The organism is Polaribacter sp. IC073 (assembly GCF_007997075.1).
In the GTDB taxonomy this organism is placed as follows: domain Bacteria; phylum Bacteroidota; class Bacteroidia; order Flavobacteriales; family Flavobacteriaceae; genus Polaribacter.
This window is the reverse complement of record NZ_VORS01000002.1, coordinates 330,940-345,399: the sequence shown is the minus strand read 5'-3', so window position 1 is coordinate 345,399 and position 14,460 is coordinate 330,940. Positions and strand designations below refer to the sequence as shown.

At 31.4% G+C, this 14,460-nt stretch carries 12 protein-coding genes and 1 pseudogene; 8 read left to right on the top strand and 5 right to left on the bottom strand.

Translation table 11 applies throughout. The features are described from left to right. Window positions 1–1,085: 1,085 nt before the first annotated feature. From ES045_RS16570 to ES045_RS16320, 7 genes and pseudogenes are all read left to right on the top strand, one after another. A pseudogene (locus ES045_RS16570) lies at window positions 1,086–1,340 on the top strand (phage tail protein); the annotation flags it as partial. Between the two features lie 7 nt (window positions 1,341–1,347). After that, a complete protein-coding gene (locus ES045_RS04375) occupies window positions 1,348–3,030 on the top strand; it encodes a S8 family serine peptidase (protein WP_147112972.1) in 1,683 nt (560 codons plus the stop codon). A gap of 129 nt (window positions 3,031–3,159) precedes the next feature. Next, window positions 3,160–4,413 carry an NAD(P)/FAD-dependent oxidoreductase gene (locus tag ES045_RS04370; RefSeq protein ID WP_147112969.1) on the top strand — a complete coding sequence of 418 codons (1,254 nt, stop codon included), beginning with the start codon at window positions 3,160–3,162 and terminating at the stop codon, window positions 4,411–4,413. 585 nt (window positions 4,414–4,998) lie between these two features. Further along, entirely contained in the window at window positions 4,999–6,150 is a 1,152-nt protein-coding gene (locus ES045_RS04365) for a hypothetical protein (protein ID WP_147112966.1), read from the top strand. A gap of 63 nt (window positions 6,151–6,213) precedes the next feature. Continuing rightward, a complete protein-coding gene (locus tag ES045_RS04360; protein WP_147112963.1) occupies window positions 6,214–7,839 on the top strand; it encodes a BCCT family transporter in 1,626 nt (541 codons plus the stop codon). Window positions 7,840–7,847: 8 nt separating this feature from the next. Continuing rightward, window positions 7,848–8,705, top strand: coding sequence for a universal stress protein (locus tag ES045_RS04355; RefSeq protein ID WP_147112960.1), 858 nt, complete (start codon window positions 7,848–7,850; stop codon window positions 8,703–8,705). Window positions 8,706–8,818: 113 nt separating this feature from the next. Next, window positions 8,819–8,980, top strand: a complete 162-nt coding sequence (locus tag ES045_RS16320) for a hypothetical protein (RefSeq protein WP_189663027.1) — start codon at window positions 8,819–8,821, stop codon at window positions 8,978–8,980. Between the two features lie 176 nt (window positions 8,981–9,156). Here ES045_RS16320 and ES045_RS04350 read toward each other — a convergent pair whose 3' ends face one another. Then, window positions 9,157–10,023 (bottom strand): formyl transferase, encoded by an 867-nt coding sequence (locus tag ES045_RS04350; protein ID WP_147112956.1) that lies wholly within the window; start codon window positions 10,021–10,023, stop codon window positions 9,157–9,159. 200 nt (window positions 10,024–10,223) lie between these two features. On the opposite strand from ES045_RS04350, the gene ES045_RS04345 reads away from it, so the two are divergent. Then, window positions 10,224–12,083: a B12-binding domain-containing radical SAM protein gene (locus ES045_RS04345; protein ID WP_147112953.1), complete on the top strand. Its 1,860-nt coding sequence runs from the start codon at window positions 10,224–10,226 to the stop codon at window positions 12,081–12,083. Window positions 12,084–12,156: 73 nt separating this feature from the next. Here the strand turns inward: ES045_RS04345 and ES045_RS04340 are convergent, their stop codons facing one another. The 4 genes from ES045_RS04340 to ES045_RS04325 all read right to left on the bottom strand — a co-directional run bounded on the left by ES045_RS04340 (window position 12,157) and on the right by ES045_RS04325 (window position 14,352). After that, entirely contained in the window at window positions 12,157–12,576 is a 420-nt protein-coding gene (locus ES045_RS04340; RefSeq protein WP_147112950.1) for a hypothetical protein, read from the bottom strand. Window positions 12,577–12,766: 190 nt separating this feature from the next. Further along, complete coding sequence (locus tag ES045_RS04335; RefSeq protein ID WP_147112947.1) at window positions 12,767–13,150, bottom strand: DUF3037 domain-containing protein; 384 nt, start codon at window positions 13,148–13,150, stop codon at window positions 12,767–12,769. Next, window positions 13,140–13,919 (bottom strand): HipA family kinase, encoded by a 780-nt coding sequence (locus tag ES045_RS04330; RefSeq protein ID WP_147112945.1) that lies wholly within the window; start codon window positions 13,917–13,919, stop codon window positions 13,140–13,142. Before ES045_RS04330 ends, ES045_RS04335 begins: the two co-directional genes overlap by 11 nt. A gap of 73 nt (window positions 13,920–13,992) precedes the next feature. After that, complete coding sequence (locus ES045_RS04325; RefSeq protein WP_147112942.1) at window positions 13,993–14,352, bottom strand: helix-turn-helix domain-containing protein; 360 nt, start codon at window positions 14,350–14,352, stop codon at window positions 13,993–13,995. Between the last annotated feature and the right edge of the window lie 108 nt (window positions 14,353–14,460).

Below are 14,460 nucleotides of genomic sequence, written 5' to 3'. Positions count from 1 at the left end.
ATACCGGAGCAACAGGAGTTCAAGGTTTAAAGGGTGAAACTGGAGACAAAGGAGATACTGGAGCAACAGGAGTTCAAGGTATTAAAGGTGAAATTGGAGACAAAGGAGATACTGGAGCAACAGGAACTCAAGGTTTAAAGGGTGAAACTGGAGAGAAAGGAGATATTGGAGCAACAGGAACTCAAGGAATTAAAGGAGAAACTGGAGACAAAGGAGATACTGGAGCAACAGGAATTCAAGGTTTAAAAGGTGAAACTGGTAACAAAGGAGATACTGGAGCAACAGGAATACAAGGTTTAAAAGGTGAAACTGGTGACAAAGGAGATACTGGTGACAAAGGAGATATTGGAGCAACAGGAACTCAAGGTTTAAAAGGTGAAACTGGAGACAAAGGAGATACCGGAGCAACAGGAGCTCAAGGAATTAAAGGTGAAACTGGAGACAAAGGAGATACTGGAGCAACAGGAGTTCAAGGTATTAAAGGTGAAACTGGAGACAAAGGAGATATTGGAGCAACAGGAGTTCAAGGTATTAAAGGTGAAACTGGAGACAAAGGAGATATTGGAGCAACAGGAACTCAAGGTTTAAAAGGTGAAACTGGAGACAAAGGAGATACCGGAGCAACAGGAATGCAAGGTATTAAAGGTGAAACTGGAGACAAAGGAGATATTGGAGCAACAGGAGTTCAAGGAATTAAAGGAGAAACTGGAGAAACAGGAGAGAAAGGAGATACAGGAATACAAGGTTTAAAAGGAGAAACTGGAGCAACAGGAATGCAAGGTATTAAAGGAGAAACTGGAGACAAAGGAGATACCGGAGCAACAGGAGCTCAAGGAATTAAAGGTGAAACAGGAGATACTGGGGCTGCAGGAGTTGATGGAGATGATTTGGCTTTACCAACAGGAAGCAATGGTGATTTAATTACAAATGATGGTACAAATTGGGTTGCAAAAAGCCCTGTAATAAATACAATAGCAGCACAACAAATTCAATCTAGAGATCCTTATTTAGCTGTAAATTATGTAATTGCTTTGCAAGGTATATTTCCTAGTAGAAGTAGTGCTGAGCCTTTTATAGCAGAAATAATGATTTTTGCAGGTAACTTTGCTCCCAGAGGTTGGGCGTTTTGCGATGGGCAACTACTACCTATTAGCTCATATCAAGCATTATTTTCTTTAATAGGTACTACTTATGGTGGAGATGGTAGATCTACATTTGGATTACCAGATTTAAGAGGTAGAACAGCTGTCCACGAAGGTTCTGGTCCAGGTTTGTCTAATATTAGGTTAGGACAAAGAGGTGGTAGTGAAACAATTATAATACCAGCTCATACCCATACAATTACTTATGAATAAAAAAATAATAGTATTTATTTTTATTAATAGTATTTTTATTATAAATAATATTACTGCTCAAAAGTCCACAAATCTATCAGATTTATGGGCTTTTGATATGTTAGAAATACCAAAAAATAAAATACAAAAAGAAAAGCTACATAAAATTACTGTAGCAGTAATAGATGATGCTTTTTCACTTTCGCATAAATCTATCAAACCATTTTTGCATAAGTTAGAAAATGAAATACCAGGTAATTTTTTAGACGATGATGGTAATGGGTATGTAGATGATGCTTATGGTTGGGATATAGCAGATAATGATAATGATGTAAGTATAAAAGTTGGTAAAGAAGCAATTTTTTATCACGGAACTTGGGTTGCCAGTATAATTACCCAAATTGTAAAACTACATTATGGTAAAGAGGCAGAGAACCTTGTAGAAATTATGCCAATTAAGGTTTTAGAAGATAAAGCTATTAATAGTGCCATAAGAAAAGGGTATTTAGGAATTAAGTATGCTATAGATAACGGTGCAGATATTATTTCACTTTCTTGGAGTGGTGGTAATGTTACTTTGCAAGAAAAAAATATTATAGCAGAGGCTTATGCTAAAGGTATAATTATTGTTGCTGCAGCGGGTAATTTTAATGAACGCAAAGTTCTATATCCTGCAAATTTTAATAAAGTAATTGCTGTTTCAGGAATTGGTGCTAATTTAAAAAAATATAAAGAAGCTAATTATGGCGATAATATAGTGGTTACGGCTCCTGCTGTTTATGTAAAAGGAGCACATCCATCAAAAGACAATGCTTATTTTCATGAAAACGGAACTTCTGCTTCTTCTGCAATAGTAGCAGGTGTAATTGCTATTTTAAAAACTAAAAATCCGTTATTAACTTCAGAAGAATGTGAAACAATTTTAACTAATTCAGCCATATTAAATTCAAAAGATATTAATTTTAAGGGTTTATTAGGTGCAGGAAGTGTTAATGTAAAAAGGGCGCTAATTGCATTAGAAAAACCTTTAGAATATCAAGATTTTACAAAATCTAAAGCAACTTTAATTTGGACCAATCAAAATAATAATCAATTATTAAAAGTGAATTCTTTGGTAAGTTTAGAAGGTTATTTAATAAAACCAAATGTTAACCATGTAAAAAAGAAATCTAAAAAAAGTTTTCATATTTTTCTAAAAGATACACTTTGGAAAAAGTACTCGTTTGAAAAAATACCAGAAAAAATATTTATCCCAAATAAAACATTTTCTATTAAGACATTAGGCAAACTTAAGAAGAAAGATCTATTTACAATTTCTTATGCCGCAAAAACAATAGATTCTACAACTTTATATTGCAGAGATATTACCTATCTAAATGATAAAAAAGGAACAGTTAGTGATGGTAGTAAAACCAATAACTATAGTAATAAATCTTCTTGTAAATGGCAAATTACAGCACCTAAAGGGAAAAAAATTAAGTTCAATTTTATTAAGATGAATACACAGGGAAATGTTGATTATGTTTACTTAGCAGATGGTAAAAGCTTAATACCTAAAAACATATTTGCTAAATTTAGTGGAAATTCTAAGCCACCAGTAGTTATTTCTAATACAAATGATGTATTGGTTTGGTTTTTATCTGATAAGAAAAAAACACAAAAAGGGTGGGAGTTTGAATATGAATTTATAGATTAAATCTAATTTTAAATACCATTTTTCAATTCTTAAAAAGACTTAAAATTATATTTTAAGTCTTTTTTTTATACAAGTATTAATGTAAATTTGATGGTGATATCTTTTATATAAGGATTAAAAGTAAAATACATGATTAATAAAGAGTATAAAATACATATTGTTGGTGCTGGTGTTAGTGGTCTTGTAGCTGCTAGAGTTTTAGAAAACAATGGTTTTTCACCTGTTATTATAGAAGCTACAGATACAGTTGGTGGAAGAGTAAAGACCGATATTGTAAATGGATTTCAATTAGATCATGGTTTTCAAGTTTTACTAACGGCATATCCTGCAGCTCAAAAATACCTCGATTTTAAATCGTTAGAATTGCAACGTTTTTTACCGGGAGCTTCCATTTTTAAAAATAAGGAACAAAAAATAATTGGAGACCCTTTAAGAGATTTCTCTTTGTTGTTTTCTACACTATTTTCTGGAATTGGAAACTTTTCCGACAAGCTTAAAATATTAAAACTGAACAGTTACCTAAAGAAAAAAAAGGTAGCATCTATTTTTACTGATAAAGAACAATCTACCCATTCGTATTTAAAAAATTATGGTTTTTCAGATAAAATGATTTCAGAATTTTTCAAACCTTTTTTTAGTGGTATTTTTCTAGAATCAGAATTAGAAACATCGAGCAGAATGTTTGAGTTTGTCTATAAAATGTTTGGTGAAGGAGATGCTGCAATTCCGAAAGCAGGAATACAGGCAATTCCTAATCAGTTGCAACAAAATCTAAATAACACAACTTTCCTATTCAATACAAAAGTTGCAGCTATAAAAGATGGAATAGTAACTCTTACTAATGGAGAAAAACTAGAAAGTCATTTTTCGATAATTACCGCAGATGCAAGTAATTTAATTTCAAACTTAAAAAATCAAGCTACCAATTGGAAATCTTGTGACACGTTATATTTCGAAACAGAAAACAGAATCATTCAGAAGAAATTGATTGGTCTTATTCCTAAAGAAAATACATTAATAAATAATATTTTTTACCATACAAGTTTAAAAACAGTTACCAAAACAGATAAAGAATTATTATCTGTAACCATTATAGATTCTAAAAACCTTTCAGAAGAAAAACTTGTAGCAGAAGTAAAAAAAGAACTCAAAGAATATTGCAGTATTGATTCTTGTACATTTATAAAACGGTATAAAATACCAATGGCATTGCCAAAACTTACTAACTTACAATATGAAATGCTGCCATCTGAAACTCGTTTAACAACGCAGGTGTTTTTAGCAGGAGACGCCCAGTTAAATGGATCTTTAAATGCAGCTATGATTTCTGGTGAAAGAGCTGCACTTGGTGTTATCGAAACAATATCGAATACTATTTCTTAAAATTGAAGGAAAGGCAGGGTATAAAATAAGTACCAATTTTAATAAAGAGCGAAATAATGTAATTGTAAAAGAAGAAATGACGGTATTATTATAAGGTTCTTGATTGTATCGTCAATAAAAGTTATTAAATAAATATTGCTGTTTAAGTCCTATATCGAAATATTTATTAAAAAAATTGTTGTAGAAAATAACAGAATATATAAATCATTATTTTTATACCCTAATCAAATCAATTTCTTAAGTTTCTGTACTTTTTACAACAGAAGTCTTATTTTTATTCTCATTCGTTAGAATAATCAGCAATTAAATTTCAACTATTAACACATAATCATTGTCTGATTAAATACCTTATTACTTGATAATGTGATCTTTATATTTTTTAGTCTACTACTAGTCCGTATCCGAGTAAACTCCTTTTTTGTTGCTTACTTCTTAAAAGTATTATATATTTGCATTTTTAAGATAATCGCTAAACATTGACTAACAAGGTGTTACCTTAATCTTAAAATTATATTATGTATATACCTTGTTTATTTTCTAAAATAGACACTCTAAATTTTCCTATAATTTGTTGAATTTAAAATAATGACAAAACTAATTACGTGCTTACAATTTTCAAAAACTTTATACTTTTTAACCTTATCATTTCTGCTACTTTTTTCTGTAAAAGCGCAAGATAAGCCAGAGATCAAAATTGGTGGGGCACTGCGTTTTAACTATAATTTGTCTTCTTGGAAAGACGGTCAAAAAAAACGTGGTGGTGATTTTGGTTACGATATGTTCAGAATAAATGCGAAAGGAGCTTACAAAGGAATCAAGCTAAATGTTGAGTATCGGTTATATTCAGAGGGTTTTGGAGGTGGAATGCTAAAACAAGGTTGGCTAGGTTACAACTTTAGTGAAAAAAATCAAGTTCAGTTGGGGTTAACACAAGTTCCTTTTGGAATTCAACAATATAATTCTCATAACTGGTTTTTTAACCTGACGTATTATGTAGGAATGGAAGATGATCACGACATGGGTATCAAGTACATGCATACAGGTGATACCTTTGAATATCAGTTGGCATTCTTTAAAAATGCAGAAGAATTGAGATTTGGTAACAATACAGAAGTTTCTCCAAGCCGATACTCGTACGACGTTGCAGGAAGAAATAAAGAAATAAATCAATTCAACGGAAAGTTTCTTTACAAATTTGGAGAAAAATCTGCAAGCAGACTCGGGGCTTCTGTTCAATACGGGGGCTTGTATAATCTAGATACCGAACAAGTAGGAGATCACTCTGCAGTTGCCATTCATTACGAACTAAACAAAGGAAAATGGAATGTAAAAGCACAATTTATTACTGCTGCTCACAATCCGGAAAATGCCACGGGAGAAACTAGAGATGTAATTTCTATGGCTGCTTATGGAGCTCCTTATCAGGTTGCTGCCGATTTTAAGATGTATAGTTTAGGGTTTTCTAGAAACGTTCCCGTAAAATTTGGGCCTATTACAAATTTGCAGTTTTATAACGATTTTGCTTATATGGAGAAAAATATATCCGAATTTACAGACTCCTATATGAATGTTACAGGAGTTTTAGTTTCTGCCGGAAATGTATATACCTATTTTGATTATGCAGCTGGTTATAATCACTCTTGGTTGGGTGGCAATTTTGTAGACGATTTTGCAAAAGGAAATTCTGATGCCAAATGGGAAGCAAGATTTAATATTAATATTGGGTACTATTTTTAGTATTTATTAAAGAAGATTTAAAACTCTTATAAAAATTAAATTATAATTAAAAACAAAATTATTATGGCCAAGAAAATTATAAGAAGTGATGAAAAAAAATCCATTTTTGGATTGGACGTGAATGGGCCTGTATTTTTCACCTCTGCAATTACTATCATCATCATTATAACATTAACCTTGATGTTTAAAGACAAGGCTGAACAACAATTTACAGCAATTCAAAATTTTGTAGCAAATAAGGCAGGTTGGTTTTTTATATTAAGCGTAAATGTGTTTCTAATATTTATGATTTATTTGGCCTTTAGTAAATTTGGGCAGTTAAGGATAGGAGGACAAACTGCAAAACCCGAATTTAAAACCCTTTCTTGGTTTGCGATGTTATTTAGCGCAGGAATGGGAATTGGGTTGTTGTTTTGGAGTATTTCAGAACCTATTTATCATTTTCTAAGTCCTCCGATGGCAGTAGGTGAAACTGCCGAAGCCGCTAAAGAAGCTATGAAATTTACATTTTTGCACTGGGGTTTGCATGCTTGGGCAGTATATGCACTTGTAGGGTTGTCTCTGGCGTATTTTACATATTCTCGCGGACTTCCACTTACTATTAGATCTGTTTTTTATCCCTTTTTAGGAGATAAAATTTATGGGAAAATTGGAGATGCTATAGACATCTTTGCTGTACTAGCCACTTTATTTGGTCTAGCAACTTCCTTGGGTATGGGTGTGCAACAAATTGCTGCAGGATTACATCACCTCTTTGGAATAGATAGCGGTGTCTTAACTCAAGTTATTTTAATTGGAGGAATCACCTTAATTGCTACTATTTCAGTAGTCTTGGGAGTAGATAAAGGAGTGAGAGTTTTGAGTGAATGGAATATGAGAATAGCAGTGCTATTTCTACTGATAGTACTAATATTAGGACCAACCATCTTTATCTTTAAATCTTTTGTACAAAATACCGGGAATTACTTATCTAGTTTACTTGAAATTTCTACCTGGACAGAAAGTTACACCGGTTCTAATTGGCAAAATGCTTGGACTATCTTTTACTGGGGATGGTGGATTGCATGGTCTCCTTTTGTAGGAATGTTTATTGCTCGTATCTCCAAAGGACGTACCATACGTGAGTTTATTTTGGGTGTTTTATTAGTACCTTCTGTTGTTACTTTTTTATGGATTTCAGCTTTTGGAAGCACTGCAATAAATGAAGCGATTCTTGGAAATGATGCTATTGTAAATGCCGTGAATGATAATGTTGCCACTGCGTTGTTTGTATTTTTAGAAGATTATCCTTTCGCATTTATTCTTAATATTATTGCCATAATTTTAATTGCAGGATTCTTTGTTACTTCTTCAGATTCTGGATCTTTGGTAGTTGATAGTTTAACCACTGGAGGTAAAATAGATGCGCCTGTAGGGCAAAGAATATTTTGGGCAATTACAGAAGGTGGTGTTGCAGCTGTTCTTCTTATAGGTGGTGGGTTACAAGCACTTCAAACAGCTACTATTGTAACCGGTTTACCCTTTGCTATAATTTTAATAGTCATGTGCTTTTCACTGTACAAAGGTTTAAGCGAAGATATGCGGAAACTAAAAAAACGAGAGTCTCAAAAAGAACTAGAAAATTATGAGGAAATAGTTTCTACCATCGTTAAAAAACGAAATATAAATAAGGAAAACAATACTAAATAATTCGAATAATGACTGAAATAAAAAACATATTGGTTGCTTTAGACCTTTCAGATATTGACAACACCTTAATTGAGTATGCATCCTTTATTGCAGCATCCCTTGAGGTTGAAAAAGTGTATTTTGTGCATAATATTAAAAAATATGAAATCTCAGAATTATTTGAAGAACAATTAAAGGATATTAATCTTGACGAAATAATTGGAGATGAGTTAAATGAAAAAATAACAGAAAAATTCACATCTTCAGTACCATGGGAAGTACTAATCTCAGAAGATCCTTATTCTGAATCTCTCATTAATTATATTGTTGATAAATATGTAATTCAGCTCGCTTTAATCGGAAATAAAAATAAATCTAGAGGTACAGGTGTAGTTAGCGGAAAGTTACTACGTCTACTCAAATGCAACATTCTGTCCATTCCAAAAGATACAACACCTGCGATTACTAGCATTTGGGCAGGAACAGATTTTTCTAATGCTTCTAATAAGGTTTTTAAAGTAGCTGAAAAATTACAAGAAACAACTACTGCAAAAGTGAAGGCAATACACATATACAATGTACCGTTGCAATTCTCTCCTTACATTCCAAAAGAACATCTAGATTCGAAGATAGAGAGTCACTTGAAGGAAAAATACGAGAAATTTATAAAAAGAATTGCATTTAAAGGAGACTTATCTTCAGAAATTATTTTAGGTAGAGATATTGGTATTGCAGAAAAACTAATATCAAAAGCTGAAGACTCTGGGGTAGATCTTATTATTGTTGGAGATAAAGGGAGAAACACTTTTTCTTCCTTGCTTATAGGAAGCGTTACAGAAGAGCTTTTTAACCAGGACATGGAAGTCCCTTTATGGATTGTAAAATAGTTAAAAAAAATAAGAGCTATTACTAATGGTCGTAAAACCAACAACTGCAGGAATAGCTCTTCTTGCAAACGGCCATTAGGGCAGCTAAAGGAAAAAAGTTTAATTTTATTAAGATGAATACGCAAGGCAATATCAATTATGTGTATTTAACAAACGGAAAAAGTTTAGCTCCTCAAAATGTATTTGCTTATTTATTGGTGATTTTTAGCCACCAGTTGTTATTTCTAAGAACAAATGAGGTATTGGTTTGGTTTTTATTTAATAAGAAAAAATAACTAAAGGGTGAGAGTTTTAGTATGACTTTGTAAATTAAAAGAACCTTATTATATATTCTCTCCATGTTATAGAGTAGTTGAGATGTTATATTTAAAGGATTGCATTTACTAAAATATTCTTCATTAAATAACAGGAAGTATTTTAAAAAAAAATCTTCCTAATAAAACAAACCTCTCTATTCTTTAAGATTACCAAAGCCGTTCTGTACGTACTTTTGTAATTGTTGAAATTCTATTTTAGATAAATTTTTGAAGACAAAACTAGTCAGAATATTTAAGTAATCTTTTGGTGAAATAATTTCCATTCCTAAGCCCTTAATTTGTTCAAAATCGCTTTTGTTTGGTAGAGAAAAATAATTTCCTTTTTCTAAGTTTTGTTTTTCAGTTTTAAGGAAGTTATTACCTTCAATTATTTTTAAATTTTTAAGTATTAGCTCCGTTCCTAAAGGATAGAGTAAAACAATATTCCAAAAGAGAGATTTTTCACGATCCACATCAATTTTAGCAATTTCAATTATTTCCCCAGTATCAATTCCGCTATTTGGTATTGTGTGAAGCGTACATCCAATTTTGTTATTTTCATCTTTAAGAGCATGTAGAGTTCCCATAATTCCTCTGTAGTCTGGCAAGATTGCTGAATGCAGGTTTATTAAACCGTTTTTAGGGATTTGGATAATTTCATTCTTAAAAATTTTACCAAAGCGAATCGAAATAAATAAATCTGGACTAAAACTTTTCATTTCATTTATAAATTCTATAGAATTAACATTAGGAGATTTCTCAAATGGAAAAGTATGAAAACTACTATCAAAAAATTCGAAAGTATGTTCAATATTCTTTTTATGTATAAATTTTGGTAATTCATTAAAAAGGAATCCTTTTTCAAAATATTCTAACTTTATTAAATCAGACGGCTTATTGTTCGGGTTCCCAACTGTATCAGAATAATAGATTCTAACACGATGTTTTAAAAGTGCGGGTTTCAGTAAATTAAAAGCAATATTAGCTTCAAGGTCTTTATTAAGGAATAATACTATTTTCATTATATCTTAAAATTATACTTTAACAACATTAGTAAACTGTTGAAATGATATTTATAAGTTGTTAGCGAAGTTATCTTTTTTTGAGAGAAATTCAAGATAAAAAATAGCCTGTTTCATTCTAAAATGAAATCTAAAGAGTTTTATAATTCCGTTAAAAATTACTTAGGGAAACCTATCTTTGCACTTTTTTCAAATAATCTATGTCTATAAACACACTTTTAATAACACCCCCTTTTACACAGCTAAACACAGCATATCCTGCAACTGCATACATTAAAGGTTTTTTAGATTCTAAAGGTGTAAAAGCAACCCAATTAGATTTAAGTATCGAGTTATTTACCACAGTGTTTACCAAAGAATTTATAGATGCTATTTTTAAACAAGCAGCAATGCTTGGCAATAAAGAGTTGCCTTTGGTTTGGAATCAAAAGGAAGAGTATATAAATAAGGTAGATTCTGTAATGAACTATTTACGCGTGCAAGAAGTTACTGCTGCGTATCAAATAGTACATAAAGATTATTTACCGCACGGTCACAGAAGAATTAAATTAGACAAAGACTTAACAACGGAGTTTGGTAAACTAGGTATTCTAGACAAAGCCAAACATATTGCAACCTTGTTTGTAGAAGAATTAGGCGATTTTATAAATATAAATGTTGATGAATTTTTCTCTTTTACACGCTATGCAGAACAAATAGCAAGAGCCGCTTCTAGTTTTGATACGCTTGATGAATGTTTGCAGTTTGAAACAACGTTGGTAGAAGATGAAATGTTGTATTTATTGGATGAGAAATTACAACAAGAAACGTATGATTTAGTTTGTTTTACAATTCCTTTTCCAGGGAATTTATTTTCTGCTTTGCGATGTGCGCAATTTATAAAACAAAAATATCCTACCATTAAAATAGGAATGGGTGGTGGTTATTGCAATACAGAATTAAGACGTTTGTCGGATCCTAGAATTTTCGATTTTGTAGATTTTATAACTTTAGATGACGGTGAAGGTCCGTTATTAAGAATTACCGAGTTTTTAGCTGGTAAAATAGAGGAAGACGCTTTAGAAAGAACCTATATCTGTAGAGATCATAAAGTTGTTTATGCCAATAAAATTCCTAACACTATATTTCATCATAAAAATTTACCAGCACCAAGTTATATAGGTTTGCCTACAGAAAAGTACCTGTCTTTTTTAGATGTCATGAATCCGATGCACAGAATGTGGTCTGATGGAAAATGGAATAAACTCACCATTTCTCACGGTTGCTATTGGAAAAAATGTACTTTTTGTGATGTTAATCTAGATTATATTAGCAATTATCAAAATACCACAGCCGATGATTTGGTTGATAAAATTGAAAAGATAATATCAGAAACAGGTATTACCGGTTTTCATTTTGTGGATGAAGCTGCACCACCTAAAATGTTGCGCGCATTGGCGAACAAGCTCATAGAAAGAAAAGTGTATATTACTTGGTGGACGAACATTCGATTTGAAAAAACATTTACACCAGAATTGTGTGCTTTATTGTCTAAATCTGGTTGTATTGCTATTACTGGTGGTTTAGAAGTTGCTTCAGACAGATTATTAGCGAAGATGAAAAAAGGAGTAGATATTGCACAAGTTGCAAGAGTTACCAAAGCTTTTGCTGATGAAAACATTATGGTACATGCCTATTTAATGTTTGGTTTTCCTACGGAAACAGCGCAAGAAACCATTGATTCTTTGGAAGTTGTACGTCAGTTATTTCAGAATAATTGTATCCAATCTGCTTTTTGGCATCAGTTTGCTTGTACAAGCCACAGTCCAGTTGGTAAAAACCCAGATGCATTTGAAATAAATATTATTGGTCCAGAGTTTAAAGGATTTGCAGAGAATGATTTGTATCACGAAGATCCAACAGGAGCAGAGCATCACTTATATAGTGAAGGATTAAATACAGCGTTAAACAATTATTTAAATTACAAAGGATTTGAAATTCCGTTAGAAAATTATTTTGATTTTAAAGTTCCAAGAATAACCTTGCAAAGTAATTTAATTGAAAGTTGTTTAGAAGCGTAAATATGAAAATAATCTCGTCTAAAGAAGGTGATCTTATAGTGTTTTGATTCTTAATTTACTAGGTAACACTATTTTAATTTTTAGTTTTGGGATCTGGTAAAATTATATGTTGTTTCGCCTTTCTTCTTCGCAATGATTGTTGTTCTAAGGAATTATTGTTTGCATTTATTTTAATTTGTAACTCCTTTATTTCAATAGATAAGTAAGTAATATATGCCTTAAGTACTTCTTCTTTTGTTTTTAACTTAGACAAGTCTTGTTTCGCAAAATTATTTTGGACTTCCCTCGCTTTTAAATTCAAATACTCAAATTCAGATTTATTAATTTGGGAAATTAGAGGATTATTTTCTTTATTAACTATTGGTTGACTTCCTGGGTTTTTCTTAATAATGATATCAATGCCAGAAATCAGATCATTTCCTCCTTGTTTATTCTGAGAAAATACAAAAGTAGATACTAAAATTAGTATTAGTAATAAGGTCTTTTTTTTCATAATTATAACTATTTTAAAAGAACAACTATCTTAATTATTCAATTTTAAACTTAAAATTGAATTTCAGTTTTGGATAAAATGAACACATATTTGAACTTTTTTCACCTGTTCTTTAAACTGGTAGCTAAATTAGCTTTTTTTACTCGGGAATTGAATAGGGGAAAAGCCCCTGTTTTAGAAAGTACTTTTCTTATAAAACAAATTTTTCAAAGATCTCTTGTAATTCTATTTCTGGGTTTTCGCACAAACCAGGATGTGTTTTAGAACTTTGTATAATGGTACTTCTACAAGCTGCAAGCCATCTAAAACGATCAGAAATTTCAAATGCTCCAATTTTTCCTCCAGCAGCTTTTCCTTCGCAAATTAATTTCCAAGCATTTAAATAATCATTTAAGACAGCGACATCTAATTCTGGTGCTAGTGCTTTTAATTTATCAGGATTGATATGATATTTTACAGCTAAGAATTTCTTTCGCTTAGAAAAAAGAAGCACTCCAACATTAAAAAATTCTTCGCGTTCTACTTTGGGGACAACTCTAATAATTGCATATTCGAATGTAACTTTATCTTGCATCTTCTGCTTCTTTAACTAATGTATCAATCATAGCAAGTTTTGCATTTAAAAAGGCAATATATGCAGCTCTCATTTCAATCGGACTCATAGAATCGACTTCATTCAATAACCAATCTTCAGGAATGTTCGAAATGATTTCTGTTATAACATCCATATTTATAAGCTGTTTTATTGCTGTGGAAGCCTCTAGTAAAGAAGTTGCTTTTGGTAAAAGCACATGGTCTTTAATTAATGGAAAAGTTCTTGTCAAATGGCTTTCCCAAGTTTGCCAATTGTGATGAAAATACAAACTAGCACCATTATCAATTACCCATAATTCATGGTTCCAATTTAACAAGTTGGTGTTTTTTGCTGTCCTATCAATATTGCTAATTAAGCTGTCTAGAATTACCACTTTAGAAGCTGTTAAAGAATCTACTTTAGAAACCAAAGGATCATACGTAATTGCGCTAGATAAAAAGTGTAAACCTAAATTTAAACCAACACTAAATTTTAGTAAATCTTGAATTTCTTCATCGGGTTCTGTCTTACTAAAAGAATCGTCTAGATTCATAAAAACCAATTCTGGTACATTTAAGTTGATGGCTCTTGCCAATTCACCTCCAATAAATTCTGAAATTAATGCTTTCTTTCCTTGTCCTGCTCCTCTAAATTTTAAAACATACAGAAAGCCATCATCAGCTTTTACAATTGCTGGTAAAGAACCACCTTCTCTTAAAGGTTGTAAATATTGCACAACATTTACAGTTCGAATATCAATTTTATTCATACGTACTAAAATATACTATTTAACGAAATCTAAGCTAAAAAAGAAAACTTTGTTTTGAAACTGGTTTTTCTAACTATTTCTGATATTCATCAAAAGTACCATCAGAATAAAAAACGACGATACGTTGTATTTTTTTGCCACTACTTTCAGAATTGGTCTTAAATATAGAAGGAGCAGAAGTAGTACTATTTTTTGCTGAAACATCAATAGTAGGAAAAACACCTTTCCCTTTTAACAACCAATGAATGTCTACATCTTTAAATTCTGAAGTCACTTTTAGAATAAAATCTAAGCTGGGTTTATTTCTTCCAGATAGAATATGAGAAATGCTAGAACGTTGCACGCCCACTTTGTCTGCAAAGGTAGATGCCGAAAGTTGATGGTGTTCCATTAGTTTCTTTAGTCTGTTAGTAAAATCTTCACTGTTTATCATTGTAACTATTTACTGTTTTACAAATGTAAAACTTATCATTACAACCACAATGCTAAATCTTGTTTTAATTAAAAAAGATAAAAAAAACATTAAACTAAAACTTTAATA

Coding starts and splice junctions, on each gene's coding strand:
- ES045_RS04375 (WP_147112972.1), top strand. CDS start 1,348: ATGAATAAAAAAATAATAGTATTTATTTTTATTAATAGTATTTTTATT.
- ES045_RS04370 (WP_147112969.1), top strand. CDS start 3,160: ATGATTAATAAAGAGTATAAAATACATATTGTTGGTGCTGGTGTTAGT.
- ES045_RS04365 (WP_147112966.1), top strand. CDS start 4,999: ATGACAAAACTAATTACGTGCTTACAATTTTCAAAAACTTTATACTTT.
- ES045_RS04360 (WP_147112963.1), top strand. CDS start 6,214: ATGGCCAAGAAAATTATAAGAAGTGATGAAAAAAAATCCATTTTTGGA.
- ES045_RS04355 (WP_147112960.1), top strand. CDS start 7,848: ATGACTGAAATAAAAAACATATTGGTTGCTTTAGACCTTTCAGATATT.
- ES045_RS16320 (WP_189663027.1), top strand. CDS start 8,819: ATGAATACGCAAGGCAATATCAATTATGTGTATTTAACAAACGGAAAA.
- ES045_RS04350 (WP_147112956.1), bottom strand. CDS start 10,023: ATGAAAATAGTATTATTCCTTAATAAAGACCTTGAAGCTAATATTGCT.
- ES045_RS04345 (WP_147112953.1), top strand. CDS start 10,224: ATGTCTATAAACACACTTTTAATAACACCCCCTTTTACACAGCTAAAC.
- ES045_RS04340 (WP_147112950.1), bottom strand. CDS start 12,576: ATGAAAAAAAAGACCTTATTACTAATACTAATTTTAGTATCTACTTTT.
- ES045_RS04335 (WP_147112947.1), bottom strand. CDS start 13,150: ATGCAAGATAAAGTTACATTCGAATATGCAATTATTAGAGTTGTCCCC.
- ES045_RS04330 (WP_147112945.1), bottom strand. CDS start 13,919: ATGAATAAAATTGATATTCGAACTGTAAATGTTGTGCAATATTTACAA.
- ES045_RS04325 (WP_147112942.1), bottom strand. CDS start 14,352: ATGATAAACAGTGAAGATTTTACTAACAGACTAAAGAAACTAATGGAA.